Raw genomic sequence first — 24,375 nt, 5'->3', positions numbered from 1 at the left:
CCGGAGGCTTTTTTTATGTCTGTCTTTGGCAGCTGGATGGCGGTGCGGCGCAGTAGCGCAGCGGCGGTCTATTCTGAAAATAATTGGGTAAGCTAACTAATGACATTCGAACGCCTTGTCATGCTGGCAACGCGTTTTCGTTCACGCTCAGGAGTTACCCATGTCAATGCGATCAGCAGTCTGCCTCATGTTGTTCCTGCCGGCTGGCGTTGCCTACGCCGGTGGCCAGTTCAATGTTCAATGCGCGTATTCGCATACGTTGCCGGACGATGCGATCGTCTTTCCCGGGCAACCCGGCCGAGCCATGGTGCACGATTTTTTCGGCAATACAGGCGCCGATGCGTACAGCACGTACTACTCGCTGAACGACAACAAGGTCACCACCTGCAATGCCGCGGCGGATCCTTCGTCGTACTGGGTTCCGCAGTTAAGACGCGCGTCGGGGATTGTCGTGCCGAGCTATCAGAAGACCTACTACAAGAACGACCAGCCGGTGATTCCGCTGCACACGATTCCCGCAGGGCTGGAAATGCTGGCGGGCGATCACCGTTCATCCGTGCCCAAGCCGCAGATCAACTATCTGTGCCGCGGCGGTTCATACACGCAAATCGCGCCGACTAGCTGCCCTGTCGTAACGGACAGCAGCGGCACTTACGCGCAGCTCGATATCTCGGTCCACTTTCCGGATTGTTGGGACGGCCGCACTCTGGTGCCGAACATGGCCAGCCACATCATGAATATGGCCTACCGGCAGGCCGACGGGAAATGTCCGGCTGCTTATCCGGTCAAGATTCCGGAATTGCAACTCAACGTTGCGTACGACCTCGGGCAGGATCCCGATCTCTCGACCGCGCAATTGTCGATGGATCCGATATTCGTGAATGGCACGTGGGTGCCGCAATGGGGAAGCCTATATACCGCGCACGCCGATTTCATCAACACGTGGAAGACCGATTCGCTGCAGTACGCGGTCGACAACTGCTCCAATGCGAATATCGCGTGTAGCAACAGCATCCCGACCTACTACTCGAAGGCCAGTGCCGACGTGTGGGTGGATGGCGGTGGCGTCACGCATGCGAGCGATAGCACGATGACTTCGGACGCCGGAAGCGTCGTGTTGATTAAATTCCCGACGCCTGCCAATCTGAAGGATTATCCGTACACCAACTCGTATCTGCAGACGCTGGCGCAGAACGTCACGGACACGAGTGCGGTGACGCTGGATATCTACGCGGCTTCCACGAACTGGGATGACACCACCCACCTGCCAACGGCTGCAGTCTGCAACACGAACCAGCGAATCGGCGGCATCTACCTGGATAATGCGTTGCAGCCGCGCATCAACGACATCACACGCTATGTCGCATCGCAAGTCGCGGCGGGATCGTCGCAAATGGGCGTGTGCATTCGCAATGCAACCGGCCGCACCATTCAGATCTCTTCACGCGACGGCGCACGAACACCTGCGCTATTCATGAAGTAATGCGGCCGGCGTGAAAAGCGGGCGCGCGCAGTATGCCGTCGAGTTGCGCAAACAAAAACGGCACCTCGAATTCTAGGTGCCGTTTCTCAGGTTGACCGGCGCACGACCGGTTGAGGATGCATCAATGCGTCTTATGCTTGCCTGCTTCCAGTGGCCGGCGCGATTCGAGCCACATCACATTGATGATGCCGAAGGCCAGCGCCACGCCGATCCCGAGAATCCAACTGAAATACCACATCACAAACTCCTGTTAAGCGTATGGTCGATCAATACATCGAATGGTGATTTTCTTCGAGCGCGGCGGCGGTCACCTTGCCGCGCATCACGCGATACACCCAGCTCGTGTAGATCAGGATGATCGGCAGGAACACGATCACGGCGATCAGCATGATCTGCAGCGTCATGCGGCTCGAGGTCGAGTCCCAGACGGTGAGGCTGCTGCGGCCGTCGAGCGAGGAGGGCATGATGAACGGGAACATCGAGAAGCCCGCTGTCAGGATCACGCCGATGATCATCAGCGAGGTCGCGAGAAACGCGCTCTTTTCAAAGCGCGAACGCGCGAGCAGCGCGGCCAGCACGCCGCCCACCACACCCGCGACGGGCGCGGCCGCCATCCACGGATAGGTGGCGTAGTTGGTCAGCCACAGGCCCGGTGCGCCGATCACGCTTTTCAGCAGCGGGTTGGCGACCGTGTCGAGCGGCGCCTCGTTGATCAGCTGATAGCCGCCGATCATCGTGGCGATCAGCGCGCCGGCAATCAGGAACAGCACCACGGCCGAGAACGACGCGATGCGCAGCGCCAGCGACGCGCGCGCGGCCACGATATCGTCCGCCTTCATCTTGACGAAGGCGGCGCCATGCGCGGCCAGCATCGACACGCTGACGAGCCCGCACAACACCGCGAACGGGTTGAGCAGCGCGAAGAAGCCGCCGTGGTAGGTCACCCGCAGGTCGGTATCGAACGAGAACGGCACGCCTTGCAGCAGGTTGCCGAACGCGACGCCGAACACCAGCGCCGGCACGAAGCCGCCGGCGAACAGCGCCCAGTCCCACGCGCTGCGCCAGCGCGGATCCTCACGCTTGCTGCGGTAGTCGAAGCCGACCGGCCGGAAGAACAGCGAGAACAGCACGAGCAGCATGGCGAAGTAGAAACCGGAGAACGAGGCCGCGTACACCAGCGGCCACGCGGCGAACATCGCGCCGCCGGCGGTGATGAGCCAGACCTGGTTGCCTTCCCAGGTCGCGCCCACGGTGTTCACGACGATGCGCCGCTCGGCGTCGGTCTTGCCGATGAACGGCAGCAGAATCGCCGCGCCCATGTCGAAGCCGTCGGTGAGCGCGAAGCCGATCAGCAGTACGCCGATCAGCACCCACCAGATCAGTTTGAGGCTTGCATAATCCATGATGATGTTTCCCTTGAAACCCGGTGGCGGCCAGTCAGGCGAGCGTGTTGGTCGGCAGCGGCTGGTTCAGCGGCCGCTCCGGCGACGGTTGTTCGTGGTGATAGCGGCCCGTGTGCAGCGACGAGGGACCGAGCCGCGCGTACTTGAACATCAGCATGATTTCGATGATGAACAGCACCGTGTAGAACACCACGAAGCCCGCGATACTCAGATACAGGTCGCCCGCGGTCAGGCTCGAGGCCGACAGGCTGGTGGGCAGAATGCCCGCGATGGTCCACGGCTGGCGGCCCACCTCGGCGACGATCCAGCCGAATTCAGCCGCGAGCCAGGGCAGCGGAATCGCCCACAGCGCCCAGCGCAGGAACCAGCGGCGCTTTTCCAGCAGCAGCGAGCGCTGCGCGCAGAACCAGAACGCCAGCACGAAGGTGGCGAGGAACAGGATGCCGAGGCCCACCATCAGGCGAAACGAGAAGAACACGGGCGCCACGGGCGGGATCGTTTTCTTCGCGGCCTGCGCGATCTGATCCGGCGTGGCGTCGGTGACGTTCGCGGTGAACTGCTTGAGCATCAGGCCATAGCCCAGATCCTGCTTGTGCGCGTCGAAGGCGGCTCTGGCTTCGTCGGTGACGTCGCCCTGTTTCAGCTTCTGCAGCGCGGCGTAGGCCAGCATGCCGTTGCGGATGCGCGCCTCGTTGCGCACCATGAGGTCCTTCAGGCCGACCACGGGTTCGTCGAGCGAGCGCGTGGCGATCAGGCCGAGCGCGTAAGGGACCCGGATCGCGTAGTCGGTGCGCTCTTCCTTCTGGTTCGGAATCCCGATGATCGTGAACGGGGCCGGCGCGGGGGCGGTTTCCCATTCGGATTCGATCGCGGCGAGCTTGACCTGCTGGACTTCGCCGGTGCGGTAGCCGGATTCGTCGCCGAGCACGATCACGCACAGCGTGGACGCGAGGCCGAACCCGGCGGCGATCGCGAACGAGCGCAGCGCGAATTCGGTGTCGCGGCGCTTGAGCAGATACCACGACGACACGCCGAGCACGAACATCGAGGCCGTCACATAGCCGGCCGAGACGGTGTGGACGAACTTGACCTGCGCGACCGGATTGAACAGCACGGAGAAGATGCTGTCGAGTTCCATGCGCATGGTCTGGTAGTTGAAGGTGGCGCCGACCGGATTGTTCATCCAGCCGTTGGCCACCAGAATCCACAGCGCCGACAGGTTCGAGCCGAGCGCGACGAGGAAGGTCACGGCCACGTGCTGGACCTTGGAGAGCCGCTTCCAGCCGAAGAAGAACAGCCCGACGAAGGTCGACTCGAGGAAGAACGCCATCAGGCCTTCGACGGCGAGCGGCACGCCGAAGATGTCGCCGACATAATGCGAGTAGTAGGACCAGTTGGTGCCGAACTGGAATTCGAGCGTGAGACCGGTGGTGACGCCCATGGCAAAGTTGATGCCGAAGAGCTTGCCCCAGAACTGGGTCATGTCCTTGTAGATCTGCTTGCCGGTCATCACGTAGACCGACTCCATGATGACGAGCAGCCAGGACAGGCCGAGCGTGAGCGGGACGAACAGGAAGTGATAGAGCGCCGTGATGGCGAACTGGAGGCGCGACAGTTCTACGACTTCGCTAACGGGCATGTTGATCACCTTGGGACGGATGCGAAGCAGGCACGGACAGCAGCGCCTGCGCGACTTGCTCAGGCGGGAGCGACATGTGCTCCGCCTGTGGATGATTGAAGAAGGTGTATTTGAGCGCCATCAGCAGTGCAAATTTGACGGCGAGGACGATGGCGATATCCCGCGCCAGCGTCGGACCGCGCACCCAGCCGTGGAACCTCTTGCGCAGGCTCGGGCGGCGGACGGTAGGGCGATTGAGGGCTATGGTCATGATCGGTAGAAGGCCACTTCACACCGGTGAATCCGGCTGGCGCCAAACCGCGTCAACGGTCTGGCGAGTGCATCCCGATTCTAGGAGTAGAACCTCGCGCGCAACGGTTCGGTGCTGCGGCATTGGGTCGCGAGACTTGCTCCGTTTAGCCAGTATTGCTATCTGCTTTGTGTTACGTCAAGAAATGCGTCGACCGTGCATTCTGTCGCGTGAATGCGCGCGCGTGCGCCCACGCAACCACGTAAGCGAAAAAAAACCCGCCGTCTTACGAGGGCGGGGCTTGGCGGCTGGCTGCCGCGCGCCGGGCGAACCGGCATGCTGAAATACTTCAGGCTTTACGCATATTCGGTGAGTGCGCCGCGCATCTTCTTCATTGCGCTCGCCTCGATCTGGCGAATACGTTCGGCGGATACACCGAACTCGTCGGCCAGTTCGTGCAGCGTCGAGCCACCCGAGCCGTCGTCTTCCACCTTCAGCCAGCGTGCCTCGATGATACGGCGGCTGCGGGCGTCGAGTGCGTCCAGCGCGCTCGCGATACCGTCGCTTTGCAGCTTGTCGCGCTGACGCGAGGCCAGCACGGCCGTCGGTTCGCTATGCGAGTCGGCCAGATAGGCGATCGGCGCGTACGACTCTTCGCCGTCTTCGACCTGGCCTTCCAGTGCGATATCGCCGCCCGAGAGGCGCGTTTCCATTTCGGACACTTCTTCGCGCTTCACATTCAGCTCTTTGGCGAGACCTTCGATCTCGTCCGGCGTGAATGCGCCCAGACCCTGTTTGTGGCTGCGCAGGTTGAAGAACAGCTTGCGCTGCGCCTTGGTCGTGGCGACTTTCACCATCCGCCAGTTGCGCAGAATGTATTCGTGGATCTCGGCCTTGATCCAATGCATGGCGTACGACACGAGGCGCACGTTCTGCTCCGGATCGAAGCGCTTCACGGCCTTCATCAGGCCGATATTGCCTTCCTGGATCAGGTCGGCGTGCGGCAGTCCATAGCCCAGATAGTTGCGCGCGATCGACACGACCAGCCGCAGATGCGACAGGACGAGACGGCGTGCGGACTCGAGGTTGTCCTGCTCGCGAAATTCGGTGGCGAACTGGCGTTCTTCCGCCGGCGTCAGCATCGGAATCCGATTGACGGCCTGGATGTAGGCGTCGATATTGCCCAGCTGACCGGGCAGCAGAGAGGAATGCGAGAGCGCCAGTGCACCTGCCGAAGCGGCCTTAGCCGACGACGGGCTCAAAGTACTCGGAAGGGTCATTGCATGGCTCACGTAAGAAACTCCTTTGGAATCAGACAAAAGCTTGTTCAGGTAACGACTCCAGCGTTGGATGTTAGCACTCTGATTTACCGAGTGCTAATACTTAGAGGGCGTAGGGCCATCTAGGTTCCGCAAATTCCTATTGAAATTCACAATTCAATAGCCATGGTACGCCTTCTTGAAGAGCTCTGCGCGCGGCGTATAAGTTACCTGTCAGATCGACTTGTTGATAATAAGTGACCGATTTTTTCAGTATTGGAAGTGACTAATTGCGAAAAATGGTATTCCTTCATACGATCCACCAAATTTGGATTGACTTTAGAATACGCAAAACTGTTACGAATTGTTCAGCGGGCGGCGAAAAACGGGTGTTAGATGGACAACAAAAAGAATGCTTTGCGTGGTCTGGCGCTAAAAATCACGGCTGCGGCCGTGCTGGTGGGAACCTCGGGATGGGCGTTGGCCGGCCAGTTCGGCGTGCAGGTCGCCGGTGGACTGGGGGATCGCCACGTCAAGAAACTCGATCTGGGAATCGTTTGGGATCCGGATCTGACCTGGTGGCAGATCGGTGACTGGCATTTCTCGCTGGTCGGAGAGGCGCATGTGGCATGGTGGCACACCGACGAAGGCGACGTGCACGAGAATATCGGCGAAATCGGCGTGACGCCGATCATACGTTTCATCAAGGAATCGGGTCCGATCCGCCCGTACGCCGAAGTGGGCGCGGGCATCCGCGTGCTCTCGAGTCCGCGGCTTTCTTCGACCTTCACGCTGGGCACGGCGTTCCAGTTCGCCGACATGGCCGGCGTGGGCATGCAATTCGGCAACCGCCAGCAGTACCAGGCGGGCTATCGCTTCCAGCATATTTCGAACGGCGGTATCAAAGAGCCGAATCCTGGTATAAATTTCCACCAGCTATATCTGCAATATAACTTCTGACGACCGTGGCCACGTTCGGCTCATCGGTGCGAGGGGCTGAGCGATGGCGGCAAAGACAATCGAAGCGATACGCGAGCTCGAACGAGAGCGTTTTCGTGCAATGGTCGACGGCGACGGCCAATCGCTCGACACGTTGCTCGCGGATAACGTGAGCTACGTTCACACGAACGGCAAGAGGGAAACGAAGCGGCAGTTCATCGACGGGATTATTGCGGGCCGCCGCCGCTATCGGCAGATCGAGGTGCAGTCGCAAGACGTGCTGCCGGTCGGGCGGGAGACCTGCGTGGTCACCGGCCGGGCGCTGATCGAAATGGAAGCGAATAACGGCGCTCTGCTGTTCCCGATCGCCTACACGGCGATACATACGCAGGCAGACGGACAATGGCGCCTGATTGCCTGGCAGGCTACGCGTTGCGCAATCGAGTGAGCCTTGTGAGCTCACGCTAACGGACCGGTTGCGCCGTGTGGGCGTCCGGCCGCCACAAGCATACGGGTCGCGCGCTTGTGGCTCGGCGTGTGGTTCGCTGACGGTTCGTTCGTGATGCCCTTCTGCCTCGCGCCCGACTCTTACGCCCGACTCTTACGCCCGACTTTCACGTCCGACTCTCACGCCGTCACGCTCTCCTCATTCACCCCGCTCCACTCGCGACGCTCCGCCGCCCCGGCCCCAGCCGACGTCTCCGGCATCGCCGCGCGTTGTCGCGCCACCACCTGTGCCGGCGTCACCGCATCGCCCGCATACGGGTGCCGCGGATCTACCGGCAACCGGTTGCAGCGCTCCACCACGCGTCGCACCGCCGCGATATCGGAGAAATCGAGCCCCGTATCGACACCTTGGGCATCCAGATTCATCGCGAGCGTGACGAGATCGAGATTGCCGGTACGCTCGCCGTTGCCGAACAGACAGCCTTCGACACGATCCGCGCCCGCCAGCAGTGCCAGTTCCGCGGCGGCTACCGCGGTGCCGCGATCGTTATGCGGATGAACCGACAGCACGATGCTGTCGCGATAGCCGAGGTTGCGGTCCATCCATTCGATCTGATCGGCGAACACGTTCGGGGTCGCGGCTTCCACGCTAGCGGGCAAGTTGACGATCATTTTGTGGCTGCGCGTGGGGCGCCACGTCTGCGCCACCGCGTCGCAGACCTCGCGCGAGAACGGCAGCTCGGCGGTGTTGAACGTCTCGGGTGAGTACTGGAAGGTCCAGTGTGTGCCGGGCCGCGCTTGCGCGTGCGCCTTGATGATGTGCGTGCCTTCCACGGCCAGCGCCTTGATCCCGGCCTTCGACTGGTTGAAAACGATCCGCCGAAACGTCGGGCAGATCGCGTTGTACAGGTGCACGATCGCGCGCGGCGCGCCTTCCAGCGCTTCGAATGTGCGCGCGATCAGCTCTGCTCGCGACGGCATGAACACTTCGATGGTCACGTCGTCAGGAATGCGTTTTTCCTCGATCAGCTTGCGAACGAAATCGAAATCCGTTTGCGATGCCGACGGATAGCCGACCTCGATTTCCTTGAAGCCGATTGCGACCAGCATCTCGAAGAATTCGAGTTTTTGCGCGGCGTTCATCGGTTCGATCAACGCCTGATTGCCGTCGCGCAGATCGGTGCTCATCCAGACCGGCGCGTGGTTGATCGTGCGGCTCGGCCACTTGCGGCCGGACAGTCGTACAGCGGGAAAGGGGCGGTATTTTTCAGCGGGGTTGCGCAACATGGTGAGCCTCGTTCGTTGTGTCTTCGTTGTGTCGTATGCAGGAAGGGGGTGGCGTCGGGCGGCTGGCGGACTGCCACGGGTGCACGGTCCGCCAACCGGTGGCTAGCGGCAGCAACGAACGGGCGCGAACGAACAGCGTCAGCGTGACGGCGAAAACGGACGTGGATAAGGCCCATGCGGCGTGCATTTGATCCTCGCGCTTCGTCCGCGCGGTAAACGGACGAATGCAAACGGCTACAGGTGGTGAAGAACTACGCTTTGGGGGATGAAACAGGAACGGCGGGAAGGACCGGACGAAGGCAACGCGGTTGCCAGCGCTCGGCGCTACGCCTGACTTACGCCAGGTGTAGCGATAGCGGCCGTGCTAGACGGCCGGAGGCAATTCGGAGGGAGTTCGGAACGGAACGCATGGGTCTAATGTATGACGGCGCGCGATGGCGTGTCAACCCGCGCCTGCCGCACGGTGCGACGCCAAGCGCGGCGCAGCGCGCACGCCGTGCCCGTCACAGCGGCATTCGCGCGACGTCCACGATCAGTTCGACCTGCCGCTCGATCGCGCTCGGCACGGGCGCCTCGCCACGGAGCACTGCGCTGATCCAGGCGGCCGTCGTCGGCGCGTCTTTCGCCTCGGGCAAGTCGACTTCCGGCGCATCCGGCGACGAGCGTTCATGCGGCACGCGCGTTTCGCAGATGCCGTCGTGCAGCCAGTCGACCTGCACCTGACGTCGCGTATCCGCGACCGCTTCGCCTTCAGTGCCACGTGCAAGCAGCGCGCCGCCCACCGCCGCGTCCGGGTGCGTGTTGAACAACTGCGTGAGACTGTCGCGATACGGCGGGTGCGTGTAGTTCACGAGACGCAGTCCCGCGGGCGCGAACGGTTGCAGGATTTTCACCAGCGTGTGCGTCGAATTGCGCACGCCCATGCGCCGGCGCAGTGCCAGAAGACGCGCGAGCTTGGGAGCGAGCACGTCGATCGGCGCAAACGCAAGACGGCGCTCGGCGAGACCGTCTTCGATGTCGGCGTGGGATCGCGCGTGGGGGATTTGCAGGTGCGTGAAGATTTCCGCGCTCGTCACGCGGCCCGGATCTTCCGTTACGCCATGCACCAGCACCGGCACGCCTTCACGCGCCAGCAGCAGGGCGAGCAGCGGCACCAGATTGGGCTGCTTGCGCGCGCCGTTGTAGGTGGGTATCGACACCGGCCGAAACGCGCCGTGCGGCAAATGGACCGGCTCGAACGACGCATGTGCGCCAGCCAGCATCGCGGCGAGTTCGTCGGCTGTTTCGCCCTTCACGCGATATGCGAGCAGCACCGCGCCGAGTTCGAGATCGGCCACGCGGCCGTCGAGCATGGCGGTGTAGAGCGCGCGCGTATCGTCGGGAGTCAGCGCGCGGGCGCCGTTGGGGCCGCGGCCGATCTCCTTGATGAAGCGGGCGCAGGGGAAGGGAAGGGCGGTGTCGGCGGAGTCGGTCATCGGGCGCAGGGGGACGTATTGGCCTGCCGCCTCGGAGCGGTCGGCCACGGTATTCAAGGGATGCTGTTCGATGTGAGTATCGCATCTAAAGCAGTCCGGCGAGACACCACACGCGCGGCGCCGGCCTTGCCGGCCCATACCGAACTGCCGCGCGCGGCGCTTTGCAGCGCGTTACACTCGATGTTTTATTGCCGCGCTGGCGGCAGAGATCAACGAACGGAGAACGGGATGAGTTACGTATTTGCACCGGCGCCGGTGGTCGCGGTGCCGGTTGTGGGGTCCAGCGAGCAATTCGCGGTGCGTCGCATCTACTGCGTGGGCCGCAACTACGAGGCCCACGCGCGGGAGATGGGACACGATCCTGACCGCGAGCCGCCGTTCTTCTTCACCAAGCCGGCTGACGCCGTGCTATACGTCGCGCCCGGCGCAACCGGCGAGTTTCCTTATCCGTCGCAGTCGAAAAATGTCCATTTCGAAATGGAAATGGTGGCGGCGATCGGCAAAGGCGGCAAGAACATCGCGGCCGGGAGCGCGCTCGATCATGTCTACGGTTACGCGCTCGGTCTCGACATGACGCGCCGCGACCTGCAGGCCGAAGCGAAAAAGCTCGGCCGTCCCTGGGATACCGCGAAGGGCTTCGATCACTCGGCGCCGCTCGGCCCGATTCATCCGGCGGCGACGGTCGGTCATGTCGGCAAGGGCGCAATCTGGTTGTCGGTGAACGGCGAAGAAAAGCAAAGCTCGGACGTGTCGCAACTGATCTGGTCGGTGGCTGAGACGGTCGCTTATTTGTCCACGCTGTTCGAACTGCAACCCGGCGATCTGATTTTCACCGGCACGCCGGAAGGCGTCGGCGCGGTGGTGCCGGGCGACCTGATGAAGGGTGGCGTGGACGGGCTCGGCGAACTCAGCGTGCGCGTCGTCTGACGGCCGGGTGGGGGAGACAGACAACATGAAGCTCTACAGTTATTTCCGTAGCTCGGCGTCGTATCGCGTGCGCATTGCGCTGAACTTGAAGAATCTGCCGTACGACTACGTGCCGGTGCACCTCGTGCGGGACGGCGGCGAGCAGTTGAAGCCCGAGTACCGGAAGGTGAATGCGGACGGCATCGTGCCGACTTTCGTCGACGGCAATCACTTGATGGGGCAGTCGCTGGCGATCATCGAGTATCTGGAAGAGACGCACCCTGAGCCGCCGCTGCTGCCCGTCACGCCGGCCGATCGTGCGCATGTGCGCGCGCTGGCGTTGCAGGTGGCATGCGAGATTCATCCGCTGAACAATCTGCGTGTGCTGAAGTATCTGAAGCACACCCTGCGTCTGGACGACGACGCCAAGGACGCGTGGTACCGGCACTGGGTGGAAGCCGGTTTCGCAACCTTCGAAGCACAACTGGCAGCCGATTCGCGCACCGGCAAGCTATGTTTTGGCGATACGCCGACGATCGCCGACACCTGCCTGATTCCGCAAGTGTTCAACGCGCAACGCTTCAAGGTCGACACGGCGAAGTTTCCGACCATCCAGCGCATCTATGATCACGCCATGCAACTCGACGCTTTCGCCCGCGCGGCGCCCGGCGCACAGCCCGACGCCGAGTGATCCGGCGTGATCCGGCCGGCGGCATGAAAAATGTCCGCTGTCAAGCCTTTGATGCGGACAGGCAGCAACATGAAAGGTCTTGTGGGGCAATAGGTTAGGCCAAAAATCGACCGTTGCGCGCTCCTACTGCTTTTTAGGCTAGGTGCCACATAGGCGCTTTGCGGTGGCAAGTGTAGGGGCACTCCGGCGAGCCGGGGCGCATCGCTGTTGTAGCTTCTAGCCTGGTGCAATCCACTCCAAAAGCGAAAGCGCAGCCCGTAGGCTGCGCTTTCGTCGTGATGAACCAACAAAATCAGGCCTGTTTCGGTTGCACGGCCTTCGCCGCCGCCACTGCTCCTTTCCTGAATCCTCGATCCCCAGCCATGAACGCCTCCAGCATGTGCGGGATGAGCGTCGCAGCATCGACCGCCTCGCCGTAGGTCTGCGCGTGCAGCGCGGCGTAGCGGTCGAGGTCGGCCCGCAGGCTGGCCGGACACGCGAAGGTCAGCTTCGTGGACTCCAGTTTCGGCAGTGGCCCGAGCCGCAGCTTCTTGCCCGTGCTCATCGCATCGCCCCCCTGTTGAAGAACATCGGCTGGTACGGTCGCAGCACCAGGTCACGCTTGACGATGATCCGCACCGGCAGGCCCGGCCGCTCGGTCAAGGTCGGCTGGATGTTCATGTTGCGCCGGGTCATCTCCTGGCCGACCTGATTGATGCTGTCCTGCGCGCTGTCGCGCCCCGCGATCACGATGCGGTTGCCGTCCTGCCGGTTCTCCGGCGCGGCCAACTCGGCACCCACGCCCAGTAGCGTCGTCAGCGCCGCGCCGGCGACGATGCGGCTCCAGTGGTAGTCCACGCCATCTTCGAGGCCGGAATAGCCGGCCGGGTCGGTGCCCACAAGGTTGTCGATGGTCAGCGAAGACGTGTCCGGCAGGATGATCCGGTTCCACACCACCTGCACGCGACTCTGCCCGTAGCTGACCTGGCTGTTGTATTTGCCCATGATGCGCGAGCCTTGCGGGATCAGCAGGAACTTGCCTGTGGCCGAGTCATAGACCGGCTCCGTCACCGTGGCGATCACGTCGCCCGGCAAGTCCGACTTGATGCCCGTGACGAGCGCCCCGGCGATCACCGTGCCAGCCATGACCTGATACGGCGATGCCGGCATTTGCAGGTTGCCGGAATTGCGGGTTTCCGTAGAACCGCCTTTCAGGAACGCCTCCTTCTGGTCTTGCCGGTTCTGCGTGGCGGTCGGGTCGGCGGGCTGGGCCGCTGTCGAGGCCGGCCCGGCCGCCAGCGGGTCGAAGGCGCTGCCCGGCGCAGCCGCAGGGGTTTGGGCCGTGGCTGGCGCTGCGGCCTTGCCCTGCTGGCCCGAGCGGAAGAACACCGATGAGGCCGCCGCGGCGTCGGCCTCCTTGCGCAAGGCGTCCTCTGGGTCGTGGCCGGGCGGCGCATAGGTCGGCGTTACCGGCTGCTGCGAGGCCACGATGGCGGGGCCAAGGTCGCCCGGCAGCGGCGGCCCCAGCTCGGGCACCTTCTGCGGCAGCTTCGAGTAGTCCGAAGGCAGGCCGTCCAGCCCTTCGGACTTGCTCACGCGATCGACGTTGTAAAGCTCGGTCTGCTCGCCCGCGCCCCGCCGGTGCGGCTGCAATGACCAGATAGTCGCACCCAGCACGGCGACCGACAGGCCGCCCATGAGCATCGCCAGCGTGCGCCGGTTCAGGCGAGTGACCGGGCGCGGCTGGGCGCGCAGCGCCACCGCCTCGGGCGCGACCTTGCCCGCCTGCGGCGCGGCACGGTCGGGGGTGTCGTCCTTGCTCATGGTCAGTTCCTCCGGGTGCCGTCCGTGCGCTCGATCCGCACCACGTCGCCCTTGTCGCCGCCCAGGCGCAGCTCCGCCGCGCCAAAGAGGCGATCCACGATGTAGTACGGCGCGCGGAAGCGGTAGTTCACCAGTTGCCCGTCGCCCTGCGCACCGATCACGAACAGCGGCGGCAGCTCGCCTTGCGCGATGCCGGCGGGGAACTGGATATAGACCTTCTCGCCGTCATCGAAGGCGCGCAGCGGCTTCCACGGCGGATTGCTGCCGCTGACCGCGTAGCGGAAGCGGATCTTCTCCAGCGACAAGCCGGTATCAACAGGCGCGGCGGTGCTGGCCGCCTGCGCCTGGCGCTGCAAGGCCAGCATCTTGTCCTTCGGGTACTCCCAGGAAACCGAGGCCATCCATGTCTTTTCGGTCGAGGTCAGCTCCAGCAGGTAGGTGCGCCGGCTGGTGGTGATGACCAGATTCGTCTTGAGGCCCGAGCGGATGGGCTTGACCATCACGTTCACGCGCAGCGCATCACCGCTGCCGCTGGACGTGTCGCCCACGATCCAGCGCACCGTGTCGCCCGCGGCGACCGTCACCAGTTCCTCGCCGGGCTGGAGCGCGATCACGGTCACGCGGCCCACGGCCGCATAGACCTGATACAGCGCGCCATCGGTGAAGGGCCACACCTGAATCGCATTGACGTAGCCCTCGCGCGTGGGCGCGATGCGCGCCTCGGCATTGGCACGCGAGACGCGCACAGTTTCGTCGGCCGGTTCCGGCACGGGCTTGGCGGCCTCGGCTTCGGGCAACGGCTTCAACTGCGCCGGCAGCGCCAGCGGCTCGGGCACCTTGACCACTTCCACCGGCGCGGGCGGCTCCGGCAGCGGCTGGGCCTGCACCGGCTCATCGAGCGAGATGGCCGGCGGCGGCTTGCCCTGTGTGGCGCAGCCCGCCAAGGCAACGAGCATCAACGGCAAAGCGTAAAAGCGGAAAGACAGGTTCATGGTTTTGCTCCTTCGGAAGAATCCAGCTCACGGCTCCACGACAGGCCGTTGACGTAGATGCCCAGGGGGTTCTTGCGCAGGCGCTGTTCGGTGCGCGGGGTCTGCTGCACGATGGAAATCACGGCGTTCCAGCGTTCAGTGCCCGCCGCGGCGCCGTTGACGAAGCGCCGTTCCGTCCAGCGCACGTTGAAAGACGTGTCGCTGGCGCGGGTCACGCTGGTTATCTGCACCGTGACGGATTCCTTGCCGATACGCGCGAACGGGTCGTTGGTGCGCGCGTAGTCGTTGAGCACCACGGCGCCCTTGTCGGTGGTGTAGTCGTAGGCGTCGAGCCAGTTCTGGCGCACGACAATGGGGTCGATGGACAGCGAGCGCACCAGCTCGATGAAGCGGCCCAGGTGGTAGGCCACTTGTGCATCGCTGGGCCGGTACGGCGTGGCGGCTTCGCCGACGGCGCGCACTTGGCCCGCGTTGTCCACCTCCACCACGTAGGGCGTGACGATGGATTGCGCGGAGCGCCACACCAGGCCGCCGGCCATCAGCAGCGCCAGCAGCAGGCAGCCGAAAGCCATCAGCCGCCAGTTCTTCGCTTGCACGCGGGACGAACCGATGCGCTCGTCCCACACTTGCGCGGCGGATTGATACGGGGTCGCAGGCTGCGGCGTGTCGGCATAGCGCACCTGCGGGCGTTTGAATCGCATGGGTGTTCTCCTTGAAGATCAGGAATCGGAATCGCGCAGGCTCGGCCCTTGGCTGGAACTGCCGCCGTCGCCACCGCGCAGCGTGTGGGCGGCGGTCGTCGCGGCATGGGTGAGCTGTTGGCGTCGGTGCAGGCGCTTGGCCCAGGCCGGTTGCTCCTGCGGTGCTGACGGCGGCGCATCGCCACTCGCTGGGGACGCGGCTGCTGGCGCATCGGTGCTGAACGCAGCGGCAGCGCGATCGCGGATCGAGCGCGCGCCTTGCGCCACCTTCTGCCCGGCCGCCTGTGCGCCGGTCTTGGCGACGTTGCCCACGCCGGCGGCTGCGCCCTTGAGGCCGCCGCCAGCAGAAGCGGAACCAGCCTGAAACGCGGACTTCGCGCTGCTGGCGGCCCCGGCGGCGGCACGCGCGCCGCTACCGGCCAGCTTGGCGGCAGCCGGGGCCATGCGCGCGCCGGCAGCGACGGCGCCACCAACGCCCGTGGCCGCAGCGCCCACGGCAACGGCGGTGCCGGCCGCGCCCAGCACGGCGCCGGCCATCGCGCCCGCGCCGAGTTGCGGGCCGCCCGATACCAGCCCGGTCGCAATGCCTGGCCCGAAGATGCCCAGCGCCAGCAGGGTCAGCGAGGCCAGCATGACGACGACCGAATGGTCGATGGACGGCTCGGCCGGTTGCACCTGAAACTCGGCGAACAAGCCCGAGCCGATGCCCACGATGACGGCCAGCACCAGCACCTTGATGCCCGACGACACCACGTTGCCCAGCACCTTTTCGGCGAGGAACGCGGTCTTGTTCCAAAGGGCGAACGGCACCAGCACGAAGCCCGCGAGCGTCGTCAATTTGAACTCGATCAGCGTGATGAAAAGCTGGATCGCCAACACGAAGAAGCACAGCAGGACGATCAGCCAGGCGAGGAACATTACGACGATGGGCGTGATGTTCACGAACACCTCGGGAAAGCCCGCCATGTCGCCGATCTGATCGAGGATCGGCGCTCCGGCGTCGATGCCGATCTTGGCCAGCCTTCCCGGATGCAGGAAGTTCTCCATGCTCAAGGTCGAGCCGCTGGCCGTCAGGCCCAGCCCGGCGAAGGAGCGGAACACGATGCCGGCCAGCCAGTTGAAGTTGCCGATGATGTAGGCGAAGGCACCGACGTAGAGCACCTTGCGGATCAGCTTGGCGATCACGTCTTCGCCCTGGCCGGTGGCATGGCTCATCGCCCAGAACAGCCCGGCGATCGTCATGTCGATGACGATCAGCGTGGCGGTCAGAAACGCCACCTCGCCATGCAGCAGGCCAAACCCCGAGTCGATGTAGCGCGAGAACGTATCGAGGAAGCGGTCGATGATGGTTACGTCATTCATGGCGAGTTCTCCTGCCCAGGCCCGTTGTCATCGGCAGCGGGTTCATCGAAGCTGGGTGGGATCGGCGGCAGGTCGGCGAGCGTCTGGTACTCGCCGGGGCCGGCCTTGCCGGAGAGAAAGCGGCGCAGGTCGGCTCGGGCCACCTGCGCGCAGAACGCGCCGCCGTGCTCGCCCGCGCGGCATTGCGCGCGTAGCGCGTGCAGCCGGGACGGGTCGGCGGCCAGCGCGTCCACCGAAGGCGGCCGGCCGCACCCGGCCAACAGGGAAGCGAGAGCGAACAGGACGGGCGCGTTCTTCATGGCCGCACCCGTCAGGGGTTGTAGAAGTTGACGGGCTGCGGCGTGTACGGCGTGCCGCTGCCCAGGAAGCGCCGCGTCACTTCGCGCCCGCGCTCGGTGGCTGCGGCCTGCCGCGCCAGCTCCAGTGCGGTGGCTCGGTCTTGCGTGATCTGGAGCCGCTGCGACTGGATCGACTGCTTGGCCTGCAAGGCGAGCAACTGGTTCATGGCCTGCATCGCCTGCAACGCGCCTTCGGCCGATTGGCTCTTGCCCACGAGGTCGGCCAGCACGGTTTCGTCAACGCCCAGGTTCTGCGACACCTGCGCCTGCATCTGCATGGTGGTCTGCAAGCCGTTGAGCGTGTTCTTCCAACGCTCCTGCGTGTCGCGGTACATCTGGTCGCCACTGACGGTGGCCGCGTACTGCTCGGGGTACAGGCGCGCGAACTCCTGATCCAGATTCGTCACGTCGTAGGCCAAGCCCTTCGCCTGGGCGATCAGCCGCTCGGTCGTCGCCAGGTTGGTGCGCAACTGGCCGACCACGCTGGACGGCAGGCTGGCGAGGTTGCGCGCCTGGTTCATCAGCATCTGCGCTTCGTTCTGGAGCTGCTGGATCTGGTTGTTGATCTGCTCCAGCGTGCGAATCGCGGTCAGCGTGTTCTGCACGAGGTTCGTGGGGTCGATCACGACCCATTGCGCGTGTACGGTGGAAACGGTGCAAAGCATGGCCGCGACGGCAGCGGCGATGAGTCGCTTTTTCATGGCTGGTTCTCCTGTGGGTAGTCGGCGGTACGGAGGAAATCCGGCGTGAGGCCGGAGAACAAGGGCAGCAGGTCAGCCGCCCAATCGAGGCCGCGATGGCGCAGCCAGGCGCCGGCGAAACCGGGGGTACCGGCGTCCAGCCGCACGCGGTCTATGTCGAGCTGGTCTTGCGGCGTGGAAGCGCCTACGAACGCGAGCGCAGCCGCCCCCAGGTCGAGGTCGAACAGGCGGTTTCCGAGGCGGGATTGGTAGTAGTAGTCGCGCTTCGGAACTGCCGTGGCGACGATTTCGATCTGGCGGTTGTTGAGGCCGAAGCCCTGATAGATCGTCTTGATCTGCGGCTCGGTCGCCTGCGGGTTCGGCAGGAAGATGCGGCTCGCGCAGCTTTCGACGATCGCGGGCGCGATGCTCGAATCCTTGATGTCCGCGAGCGACTGCGTGGCGAAGATGACGCTGACGTTTTTCTTGCGCAGCGTCTTGAGCCATTGGCGGATGCGCGCTGCAAACACTGGGTCATCGAGAAACAACCAGGCTTCATCGAGGATCAGCAGCGTGGGCGCACCGTCGAAGCGTTCATCGAAACGCGCAAAGAGGTAATGCAGCACGGCCATGACGGCGGCCTTGCTGTGCATCAGCTCCTCCATCTCGAAACCCTGCACGTCCGCCATGCCCAGCCGGTCGTGGTCGGCGTCCAGCAGCTTGCCGTGTGCGCCGCCCAACACATAGGGCGACAAGGCTTGGCGCAGCGCGTTCGATTGCAGCAGCACTGACAAGCCGGTCATGGTGCGCTGCTCCACCGGCGCACCAGCGAGGCTGCCGAGTGCCGACCAGATAGCCGCCTTCTCGTCCGGGCCGACGGCCACGCCTTCGTGCAGCAAGCGGCCTTCGATCCATTCGGCCGCCCAGGTGCGGTAGCCGTCGCGGTCAATGCGTGCCAACGGCTGGAAGGCGATTTCGCCATCCATGCCCAGGTCGTAGTGCTCGCCGCCCAGCCCGAGAACAGTGGCGCGCATCGAGCGCCCCATATCGAACGCGAAGATGCGCGAGCCGCGATAGCGGCGGAACTGCATCGCCAGCGTGGCAAGCAAGACCGACTTGCCCATGCCCGTCGGGCCGGCGACCAGCGTGTGGCCCACGTCGCCGATGTGCGTCACCAGCCGGAACGGCGTCGCGCCATCGGTGCGGGTGACGATCAGCGGCGGGCCGTCCAAGTGGTCGTTCTTCTCCGGCCCGGCCCATACCGCCGACACCGGCATCATGTGCGCCAGATTGAGGGTCGAGATGATCGGCTGCCGGACATTCGCATAGGCGTTGCCGGGAAGCGAGGACAGCCACGCATCCACGGCATTGAGCGTTTCGGGGATGGTCACAAACCCGCGCCCCTGGATGACGCGCTCCACCATCCGCAGCTTCTCGTCGGCTGCGCCGGCGTCCTCGTCCATGACGGTGACGGTCGCCGTCAGGTAGCCGAAGGCGACTTGATCGCTGCCCAGCTCCTGCAAGGCGGCATCCGCATCGGCGGCCTTGTTGCTGGCATCGGTATCGACCAGCGGGCTTTCCTGCTGGAAGATCGTTTCGCGCAGCAGCGCGATGACGTTCTTGCGCTTGGCGAACCACTGGCGGCGCAGACGCCCCAATTCCCGTTCCGCCTCGGATTTGTCGAGGCACAGAAAGCGCGTACTCCAGCGATACCCAAATCCCAGGCGGTTGAGGTCGTCCAGAATCCCCGGCCAGGTCGAGGTCGGAAAGCCCCGCACCGACACCACGCGCAGGTGCCGGTCGCCCAGCATGGGCGCCAGGCCGCCGACCAGCGGCGAATCAGTCAGTAGCGCGTCGATGTGGAACGGCACTTCGGGCACCGCCAGCCGATCGCGCCGCGTCGATACCGTGGCGTGCAGGTACGTCAGCGTCTGGCTGTCGTCCAGCCAGGAGATTTCCGGCATCACGCCATCGAGCAGATCAAAGACCCGATCCGTCTCCGCCACGAAGGCGGTCAGGCGCTCACGCCAGTCCACGCCCTCGGTGGGCCGGTTCTCGTACAGCATTCCCGCTGCACGGGCACGCGATTCTTCGGGCGGCAGGTACACCAGCGTCAGGTGATAGCCGCTCTCGAAGTGGTTGTCGGATTCCTCGAACGCTGCACGGCGTTCCTCGTCCACCAGCCACGAAAGCGGCTCGGAAAACTCGGAGTGAGGATAGTCGGCGGCGGCGCGGCGCTCGGCCTCGATGAACAGCGCCCAGCCCGAACCCAGCCGGCGCAGCGCGTTGTTCAAGCGCGCCGACGTGGCGATCAGCTCGCCTTGCGTGGCGCTGTCGAGGTCAGGACCGCGAAACCGGGCCGTGCGCTGGAAACTGCCGTCCTTGTTCAAGACGACACCCGGCGCGACCAGCCCGGCCCAGGGCAGCCAGTCGGCGAGCAGCGTGGGCCGCTGGCGGTATTCGGCGAGGTTCAGCATGGCATCACCTCACACGTCCAGCAGCGGGCGATGCTTGACGTGCCGCGCGAAGACCTGCATGAACTGCGGATCGACGCGCGCCCCCCAAACCGCCAGCGCATGGCCGACGATCCAGAGCACGGCACCGGGAATCCAGAGTTGCAGGCCCAGCCCGACAGCGGCGGCCAGCGTGCCGTTGGCGATCGCCACGGTGCGCGGTGCGCCGCCCAGCAAGATCGGCTCGGTGAGCGAGCGATGCAAAGGCACCTCGAACCCTGCCGCGAAGCTGTCCGGGCCGCTCATACGACAGCCCCGCCGGAGAAGCTGAAGAACGACAGGAAGAAGCTCGAAGCCGCGAACGCGATGGACAGGCCGAACACGATCTGGATCAGTTTGCGGAAGCCGCCCGACGTGTCGCCGAAGGCCAGCGCGAGGCCCGTGGCGATGATGATGATGACCGCGACGATGCGCGCCACCGGCCCTTGGATCGACTCCAAGATCGACTGCAGCGGCCCTTCCCACGGCATCGAGGAACCTGCGGCCTTTGCCGTCCCGGCCATGAACAGCATTACCGCAGCCATCATCATTCCCTGCTGTGCAGGGCGAGCCAGGCGGCGCAGTCGGGCAAGGCCGGACAGGCGCGAAGGCGGATTTACGGAAATACGGAAAGCAGGAACGTGCATCTGCGTCATGGCAGTTCTCCAGGGTGGTTGAGGGACGGGGAAGAAAGGTCGGACTGCGATGGCAGCTCGGGAAACGGCGCGGCCAGAGCGTCCGCCAGTTGGTAGCCCACGCCATCGAAGCCGACGACGCGGGCGATGCTCTCGATGCGGCGCTTGCGCCCGCGCCCGGCGATATGGATCACCACGTCCACGGCTTCGGCGATCAGCGCACGGGGCGGGTTCACCGCCACTTCGAGAATCAGTTGCTCCATGCGCAGCAGCGCGCCCAGCGCGGAGCCTGCGTGGATCGTGGCGATGCCGCCGGGGTGGCCGGTGCCCCACACCTTGATGAGATCCAGCGCCTCGGGGCCGCGCACCTCGCCGACGACGACGCGATCCGGCCGCAGACGCATGGATGAGCGCACCAGCTCGGTCATGGACACCACGCCGGAACGCGTGCGCAGCGGAACGTGGTCGCGGGCCGCGCATTGCAGCTCCACCGTGTCTTCGAGCACTAGCACGCGGTCGCCGGTAGCGGCGATTTCAGCGAGCAAGGCATTGGCGAGCGTGGTCTTACCGCTGCTGGTGGCCCCGGCGATCAGGATGTTCTTGCGCTCGCGCACCGCGCGAACGAGAAAGGCCGCCTGGGCGGCGGTCATCATTCCGTCCACGACGTACCGCTCCAGCGGGATCACGCCGATGGCGCGCTTGCGCAGCGCAAAGGCAGGCCCCGGCGCGGCGGGCGGCAAGATGCCCTCGAAGCGTTCGCCGGTTTCGGGCAGCTCGGCGGATAGCAGCGGCTGGCCGCGATGCACCTCCGCGCCGACGTGAGCCGCGACTAGGCGGATGATTCGCTCGCCATCCGCTTCGGGCATTTCCACGCCCATCGGCGCGCGGCCCGAGGACAGGCGATCCACCCAAAGGGTGCGATCCGGGTTGAGCATGATTTCCACCACGTCGGGGTCTTCGAGCGCGGTGGCGATCAGCGGCCCCATTGCCGTGCGCAGCATCTGGATGCGCCGGTCGAGCGACGTGGCGCTCATGGATTGGGGAACTGCGCTCATGACGCACGCTCCTGCGCTTCTGTGGCTGCCGCCGCGTCCTCCATCCGTACCGGATCAGGATGCAGTTCTTCCACTACGTCACGCACGAGGCTTCGCCCGCGCAGCAGGTGGCGACCAAGCTGCTCCACGAACTGCTCGAAGCGCGCTTTGCCCTGGGCGCGCGCTGCCTCTTGGTGCGCCTCGGGAACCGGCATGCTGACCGTGAGGTAGTAGCGGATGAACAGCGCCAGCGTTTCGATGGCGATGTTCTGGTCGCGCTCCATACGCTCGGCCTGGCGCGACAGGCGATCCAGCCGCTTGGCGATGGCCGCCTCGCGCTGGTCGGCGGCATCGGGCGACAGCCAGGACGCCAAGGCGGCAGCGACGATGCTGGATTTGGACACGCCTTTCTTGGCGGCCAGTTCGTCGAGCCGCTGGGCGTGCTCGGGCTGGATAAAGAGATTCAGGCGATAACTTGAACGATGTGGGCTCATAGTTCGATTCCATCGTTGGGGTCGAGGGATGCCAGCCGGGCCGTGCGCTGCATGGCCGTATCGAGCTGGCGAGGAAGGGGAAGCGGCAGGTCGTCGTCGTCATCGAGCAGCCCGAGGTCGGCCGCGGGTGCGGCTTGCTCGGGGTCGTAGGCGACGGCCTCAGTTAGCTCGGGCTGGCGGCGCGGGCCGCCGTCGTCGGCCGTTCCCAGGTGCTCCAGGCCATCGGCGGATGCCGTGGCCGGTGCGGCAGGCGTCGGCGGAATCGCCAGGCCACTCCAGTCGTCAGCGCGTGCCGGAGGAACATCGGCATAGCGCCCTGGACTGGACGCTGTGGCGAGCGCAGGCGGCGACAGAACGCGCCGCTTGAAGTTGGCGTCGGCGTAGTAGCGCAGCTTCTTGGCCCTGATCGGCGCCACGCTCGACACCATCACCACGGCTTCGTCGGGTGGTAGCTGCATGACTTCGCCCGGCGTGAGCAGCGGGCGGGCCGTTTCCTGCCGCGACACCATGAGGTGCCCCAGCCACGGCGCGAGGCGATGGCCCGCGTAGTTGCGCTGCGCGCGCAGCTCGGTCGCGGTGCCCAGCGTCTCGGAAATGCGCTTGGCCGTGCGTTCGTCGTTGGTGGCGAACGTCACGCGCACATGGCAGTTGTCGAGGATCGAATGGTTCTGCCCATACGCCTTGTCGATCTGGTTGAGCGACTGCGCGATGAGGAAGCTGCGGATGCCGTAGCCCGCCATGAAGGCCAAGGCCGTCTCGAAGAAGTCCAGGCGCCCGAGCGCCGGAAACTCATCGAGCATCAGCAGCAGCTTGTGGCGGCGCTCGATGCCATCGCTGCCGTCGAGTGATTCGGTGAGCCGCCGCCCGATCTGGTTGAGGATCAAGCGGATCAGCGGCTTCGTGCGCGAAATGTCCGAAGGCGGCACTACGAGGTACAGCGATACCGGGTGCTCGGCGGAAATGAGGTCTGCAATGCGCCAGTCGCAGCGCGACGTGACTTCGGCCACCGTAGGGTCTCGGTACAGGCCGAGGAACGACATGGCGGTGGACAGCACGCCCGAGCGCTCGTTGTCGCTCTTGTTGAGCACTTCGCGCGCCGCAGAGGCCACCACCGGATGCGGGCTTCCACCGTTCCCGTTCATCAGGTGGGGCGTGGTCATCATCCGGTGCAGGGTCAGCTCGAAGGGACTGGCCGGATCGGAGAGGAAGTTGGCGACGCCGCGCAGCGTCTTGTCTTCGCCCGCATACAGAACATGCAGGATGGCGCCCACCAGCAGCGCGTGCGAAGTCTTCTCCCAATGGTTGCGCTTCTCCAGCGCGCCTTCGGGATCGACCAGAATGTCCGCGATGTTCTGCACGTCGCGCACCTCATGCGCGCCGCGCCGCACCTCCAGCAGCGGGTTGTAGGCCGCCGACTTCGCATCCGTGGGGTTGAACAGCAGGCAATGCGAGAAGCGCGAGCGCCAGCCGGCGGTGATCTGCCAGTTCTCGCCCTTGATGTCATGGACGACGGCGGACGCGGGCCAGGAAAGCAGCGTTGGCACCACCAGGCCGACACCCTTGCCGCTGCGCGTCGGCGCGAAGGTCAGGACGTGTTCCGGGCCTTCGTGGCGCAGGTACTGGCGGTCGTGCTGGCCGAGGAACACGCCGGCCGGCTGCGTGAGGCCCGCCTTGCGAATGTCCTCCGCGTTGGCCCAGCGGGCCGAGCCGTAGGTGGTGACGAGGCGTGATTGGCGCGAGCGCCAGATCGACATGCCGATGGCGACCAGCACAGCGACAAGGCCGCTGCCGCCGGCAAACGCACCGCCGATGTCGAAAACACGGGGCGCGTAGGCGTCGAAGAAGAACCACCACTCGAACAACCGCCACGGGTGGTAGATCGGCGTACCCAGGAAATCAAACCAGGGCGAGCCAAGGCGTAGCTGATAGCCCAGAGCGGCGGCTGTCCATTGCGTGGCGCTCCAGACGCCAGCGATCACGATGCCGAATACCACGGCGATCTGACCGAACAGTACGTTCGTCCCTTGCATGACCTTGCCTCCGATTTCTCCTGCGCTGATTCCTCATGGGAAAAGCGGCACAAGGG

The 24,375-nt window shown here is 64.8% G+C and carries 24 protein-coding genes and 1 pseudogene; 5 read left to right on the top strand and 20 right to left on the bottom strand.

Annotation, left to right across the window (positions count from 1 at the left end; translation table 11 throughout):
- Window positions 1–160 precede the first annotated feature (160 nt).
- Window positions 161–1,483: a DUF1996 domain-containing protein gene (locus tag CJU94_RS03735; protein WP_095417564.1), complete on the top strand. Its 1,323-nt coding sequence runs from the start codon at window positions 161–163 to the stop codon at window positions 1,481–1,483.
- A 121-nt stretch (window positions 1,484–1,604) separates the two neighbouring features.
- Here CJU94_RS03735 and cydX read toward each other — a convergent pair whose 3' ends face one another.
- From cydX to rpoH, 5 genes are all read right to left on the bottom strand, one after another.
- A complete protein-coding gene (cydX, locus tag CJU94_RS03730) occupies window positions 1,605–1,721 on the bottom strand; it encodes a cytochrome bd-I oxidase subunit CydX (protein WP_095417563.1) in 117 nt (38 codons plus the stop codon).
- Between the two features lie 28 nt (window positions 1,722–1,749).
- Window positions 1,750–2,886, bottom strand: a complete 1,137-nt coding sequence (cydB, locus tag CJU94_RS03725) for a cytochrome d ubiquinol oxidase subunit II (RefSeq protein WP_095417562.1) — start codon at window positions 2,884–2,886, stop codon at window positions 1,750–1,752.
- Window positions 2,887–2,920: 34 nt separating this feature from the next.
- Window positions 2,921–4,525 carry a cytochrome ubiquinol oxidase subunit I gene (locus CJU94_RS03720; RefSeq protein WP_095420207.1) on the bottom strand — a complete coding sequence of 535 codons (1,605 nt, stop codon included), beginning with the start codon at window positions 4,523–4,525 and terminating at the stop codon, window positions 2,921–2,923.
- Window positions 4,515–4,775, bottom strand: coding sequence for a cytochrome oxidase putative small subunit CydP (gene cydP, locus CJU94_RS03715; RefSeq protein ID WP_095417561.1), 261 nt, complete (start codon window positions 4,773–4,775; stop codon window positions 4,515–4,517). The genes CJU94_RS03720 and cydP overlap by 11 nt, the downstream gene beginning before the upstream one ends.
- Before the next feature lie 335 nt (window positions 4,776–5,110).
- Entirely contained in the window at window positions 5,111–6,046 is a 936-nt protein-coding gene (gene rpoH / locus CJU94_RS03710; protein ID WP_007179432.1) for an RNA polymerase sigma factor RpoH, read from the bottom strand.
- A gap of 363 nt (window positions 6,047–6,409) precedes the next feature.
- Between rpoH and CJU94_RS03705 the strand changes: the two genes are divergently transcribed.
- Both CJU94_RS03705 and CJU94_RS03700 read left to right on the top strand, forming a co-directional pair.
- Window positions 6,410–6,973: an acyloxyacyl hydrolase gene (locus CJU94_RS03705; protein ID WP_095417560.1), complete on the top strand. Its 564-nt coding sequence runs from the start codon at window positions 6,410–6,412 to the stop codon at window positions 6,971–6,973.
- A 43-nt stretch (window positions 6,974–7,016) separates the two neighbouring features.
- A complete protein-coding gene (locus CJU94_RS03700; RefSeq protein ID WP_095417559.1) occupies window positions 7,017–7,400 on the top strand; it encodes a nuclear transport factor 2 family protein in 384 nt (127 codons plus the stop codon).
- A gap of 287 nt (window positions 7,401–7,687) precedes the next feature.
- Here the strand turns inward: CJU94_RS03700 and CJU94_RS03695 are convergent.
- Window positions 7,688–8,686 (bottom strand): annotated as a pseudogene (locus tag CJU94_RS03695) (2-isopropylmalate synthase); the annotation flags it as partial.
- 503 nt (window positions 8,687–9,189) lie between these two features.
- Window positions 9,190–10,161, bottom strand: a complete 972-nt coding sequence (ybiB, locus tag CJU94_RS03690; RefSeq protein WP_095420206.1) for a DNA-binding protein YbiB — start codon at window positions 10,159–10,161, stop codon at window positions 9,190–9,192.
- 228 nt (window positions 10,162–10,389) lie between these two features.
- Here ybiB and CJU94_RS03685 point away from each other — a divergent pair, with 228 nt between their 5' ends.
- Entirely contained in the window at window positions 10,390–11,088 is a 699-nt protein-coding gene (locus tag CJU94_RS03685) for a fumarylacetoacetate hydrolase family protein (protein ID WP_095417557.1), read from the top strand.
- Window positions 11,089–11,113: 25 nt separating this feature from the next.
- Entirely contained in the window at window positions 11,114–11,758 is a 645-nt protein-coding gene (gene maiA, locus CJU94_RS03680; RefSeq protein WP_095417556.1) for a maleylacetoacetate isomerase, read from the top strand.
- 292 nt (window positions 11,759–12,050) lie between these two features.
- Here the strand turns inward: maiA and CJU94_RS03675 are convergent, their stop codons facing one another.
- From CJU94_RS03675 to CJU94_RS03615, 13 genes are read right to left on the bottom strand one after another with little or no spacing between them, the layout of a single operon-like run.
- The gene (locus tag CJU94_RS03675) at window positions 12,051–12,302 is read right to left on the bottom strand and encodes a DUF2274 domain-containing protein (RefSeq protein ID WP_024100052.1); all 252 of its coding nucleotides are present in this window, start codon (window positions 12,300–12,302) and stop codon (window positions 12,051–12,053) included.
- Window positions 12,299–13,561, bottom strand: coding sequence for a TraB/TrbI/VirB10 family type IV secretion system protein (locus tag CJU94_RS03670; RefSeq protein WP_024100053.1), 1,263 nt, complete (start codon window positions 13,559–13,561; stop codon window positions 12,299–12,301). The genes CJU94_RS03675 and CJU94_RS03670 overlap by 4 nt, the downstream gene beginning before the upstream one ends.
- A gap of 2 nt (window positions 13,562–13,563) precedes the next feature.
- Window positions 13,564–14,553: a P-type conjugative transfer protein TrbG gene (trbG, locus tag CJU94_RS03665; protein WP_024100054.1), complete on the bottom strand. Its 990-nt coding sequence runs from the start codon at window positions 14,551–14,553 to the stop codon at window positions 13,564–13,566.
- Window positions 14,550–15,254, bottom strand: coding sequence for a conjugal transfer protein TrbF (trbF, locus tag CJU94_RS03660; protein WP_024100055.1), 705 nt, complete (start codon window positions 15,252–15,254; stop codon window positions 14,550–14,552). The genes trbG and trbF overlap by 4 nt, the downstream gene beginning before the upstream one ends.
- Window positions 15,255–15,272: 18 nt before the next feature.
- Window positions 15,273–16,616: a P-type conjugative transfer protein TrbL gene (gene trbL, locus CJU94_RS03655; RefSeq protein ID WP_024100056.1), complete on the bottom strand. Its 1,344-nt coding sequence runs from the start codon at window positions 16,614–16,616 to the stop codon at window positions 15,273–15,275.
- Window positions 16,613–16,915, bottom strand: a complete 303-nt coding sequence (locus CJU94_RS03650; protein ID WP_024100057.1) for an EexN family lipoprotein — start codon at window positions 16,913–16,915, stop codon at window positions 16,613–16,615. Before CJU94_RS03650 ends, trbL begins: the two co-directional genes overlap by 4 nt.
- Window positions 16,916–16,926: 11 nt before the next feature.
- Window positions 16,927–17,655, bottom strand: a complete 729-nt coding sequence (gene trbJ, locus CJU94_RS03645; RefSeq protein WP_024100058.1) for a P-type conjugative transfer protein TrbJ — start codon at window positions 17,653–17,655, stop codon at window positions 16,927–16,929.
- Window positions 17,652–20,111 carry a conjugal transfer protein TrbE gene (gene trbE / locus CJU94_RS03640; protein WP_024100059.1) on the bottom strand — a complete coding sequence of 820 codons (2,460 nt, stop codon included), beginning with the start codon at window positions 20,109–20,111 and terminating at the stop codon, window positions 17,652–17,654. Before trbE ends, trbJ begins: the two co-directional genes overlap by 4 nt.
- Window positions 20,112–20,120: 9 nt before the next feature.
- Window positions 20,121–20,393: a VirB3 family type IV secretion system protein gene (locus CJU94_RS03635; RefSeq protein WP_024100060.1), complete on the bottom strand. Its 273-nt coding sequence runs from the start codon at window positions 20,391–20,393 to the stop codon at window positions 20,121–20,123.
- Window positions 20,390–20,782, bottom strand: a complete 393-nt coding sequence (locus CJU94_RS03630; RefSeq protein WP_024100061.1) for a TrbC/VirB2 family type IV secretion system protein — start codon at window positions 20,780–20,782, stop codon at window positions 20,390–20,392. Before CJU94_RS03630 ends, CJU94_RS03635 begins: the two co-directional genes overlap by 4 nt.
- Window positions 20,779–21,816, bottom strand: coding sequence for a P-type conjugative transfer ATPase TrbB (gene trbB / locus CJU94_RS03625; protein WP_024100062.1), 1,038 nt, complete (start codon window positions 21,814–21,816; stop codon window positions 20,779–20,781). Before trbB ends, CJU94_RS03630 begins: the two co-directional genes overlap by 4 nt.
- Window positions 21,813–22,289, bottom strand: a complete 477-nt coding sequence (locus tag CJU94_RS03620; RefSeq protein WP_024100063.1) for a CopG family transcriptional regulator — start codon at window positions 22,287–22,289, stop codon at window positions 21,813–21,815. The genes trbB and CJU94_RS03620 overlap by 4 nt, the downstream gene beginning before the upstream one ends.
- Window positions 22,286–24,319, bottom strand: a complete 2,034-nt coding sequence (locus CJU94_RS03615) for a conjugal transfer protein TraG (RefSeq protein ID WP_024100064.1) — start codon at window positions 24,317–24,319, stop codon at window positions 22,286–22,288. Before CJU94_RS03615 ends, CJU94_RS03620 begins: the two co-directional genes overlap by 4 nt.
- Window positions 24,320–24,375 lie beyond the last annotated feature (56 nt).

Source organism: Paraburkholderia aromaticivorans, assembly GCF_002278075.1.
GTDB lineage: Bacteria > Pseudomonadota > Gammaproteobacteria > Burkholderiales > Burkholderiaceae > Paraburkholderia > Paraburkholderia aromaticivorans.
The sequence above is the reverse complement of the archived record's forward strand: the minus strand, read 5'-3'. Positions and strand labels throughout refer to the sequence as shown.

What these genes read in the sequence shown, in the direction of transcription:
- CJU94_RS03700 (WP_095417559.1), top strand. Translation starts at nt 7,017, where the DNA reads ATGGCGGCAAAGACAATCGAAGCGATACGCGAGCTCGAACGAGAGCGT.
- CJU94_RS03705 (WP_095417560.1), top strand. Translation starts at nt 6,410, where the DNA reads ATGGACAACAAAAAGAATGCTTTGCGTGGTCTGGCGCTAAAAATCACG.
- trbJ (WP_024100058.1), bottom strand. Translation starts at nt 17,655, where the DNA reads ATGAAAAAGCGACTCATCGCCGCTGCCGTCGCGGCCATGCTTTGCACC.
- cydP (WP_095417561.1), bottom strand. Translation starts at nt 4,775, where the DNA reads ATGACCATAGCCCTCAATCGCCCTACCGTCCGCCGCCCGAGCCTGCGC.
- trbF (WP_024100055.1), bottom strand. Translation starts at nt 15,254, where the DNA reads ATGCGATTCAAACGCCCGCAGGTGCGCTATGCCGACACGCCGCAGCCT.
- CJU94_RS03735 (WP_095417564.1), top strand. Translation starts at nt 161, where the DNA reads ATGTCAATGCGATCAGCAGTCTGCCTCATGTTGTTCCTGCCGGCTGGC.
- CJU94_RS03670 (WP_024100053.1), bottom strand. Translation starts at nt 13,561, where the DNA reads ATGAGCAAGGACGACACCCCCGACCGTGCCGCGCCGCAGGCGGGCAAG.
- CJU94_RS03675 (WP_024100052.1), bottom strand. Translation starts at nt 12,302, where the DNA reads ATGAGCACGGGCAAGAAGCTGCGGCTCGGGCCACTGCCGAAACTGGAG.
- ybiB (WP_095420206.1), bottom strand. Translation starts at nt 10,161, where the DNA reads ATGACCGACTCCGCCGACACCGCCCTTCCCTTCCCCTGCGCCCGCTTC.
- CJU94_RS03620 (WP_024100063.1), bottom strand. Translation starts at nt 22,289, where the DNA reads ATGAGCCCACATCGTTCAAGTTATCGCCTGAATCTCTTTATCCAGCCC.
- trbB (WP_024100062.1), bottom strand. Translation starts at nt 21,816, where the DNA reads ATGAGCGCAGTTCCCCAATCCATGAGCGCCACGTCGCTCGACCGGCGC.
- cydX (WP_095417563.1), bottom strand. Translation starts at nt 1,721, where the DNA reads ATGTGGTATTTCAGTTGGATTCTCGGGATCGGCGTGGCGCTGGCCTTC.
- CJU94_RS03720 (WP_095420207.1), bottom strand. Translation starts at nt 4,525, where the DNA reads ATGCCCGTTAGCGAAGTCGTAGAACTGTCGCGCCTCCAGTTCGCCATC.
- trbG (WP_024100054.1), bottom strand. Translation starts at nt 14,553, where the DNA reads ATGAACCTGTCTTTCCGCTTTTACGCTTTGCCGTTGATGCTCGTTGCC.
- maiA (WP_095417556.1), top strand. Translation starts at nt 11,114, where the DNA reads ATGAAGCTCTACAGTTATTTCCGTAGCTCGGCGTCGTATCGCGTGCGC.
- CJU94_RS03630 (WP_024100061.1), bottom strand. Translation starts at nt 20,782, where the DNA reads ATGACGCAGATGCACGTTCCTGCTTTCCGTATTTCCGTAAATCCGCCT.
- trbL (WP_024100056.1), bottom strand. Translation starts at nt 16,616, where the DNA reads ATGAATGACGTAACCATCATCGACCGCTTCCTCGATACGTTCTCGCGC.
- trbE (WP_024100059.1), bottom strand. Translation starts at nt 20,111, where the DNA reads ATGCTGAACCTCGCCGAATACCGCCAGCGGCCCACGCTGCTCGCCGAC.
- CJU94_RS03650 (WP_024100057.1), bottom strand. Translation starts at nt 16,915, where the DNA reads ATGAAGAACGCGCCCGTCCTGTTCGCTCTCGCTTCCCTGTTGGCCGGG.
- cydB (WP_095417562.1), bottom strand. Translation starts at nt 2,886, where the DNA reads ATGGATTATGCAAGCCTCAAACTGATCTGGTGGGTGCTGATCGGCGTA.
- CJU94_RS03635 (WP_024100060.1), bottom strand. Translation starts at nt 20,393, where the DNA reads ATGAGCGGCCCGGACAGCTTCGCGGCAGGGTTCGAGGTGCCTTTGCAT.
- CJU94_RS03685 (WP_095417557.1), top strand. Translation starts at nt 10,390, where the DNA reads ATGAGTTACGTATTTGCACCGGCGCCGGTGGTCGCGGTGCCGGTTGTG.
- CJU94_RS03615 (WP_024100064.1), bottom strand. Translation starts at nt 24,319, where the DNA reads ATGCAAGGGACGAACGTACTGTTCGGTCAGATCGCCGTGGTATTCGGC.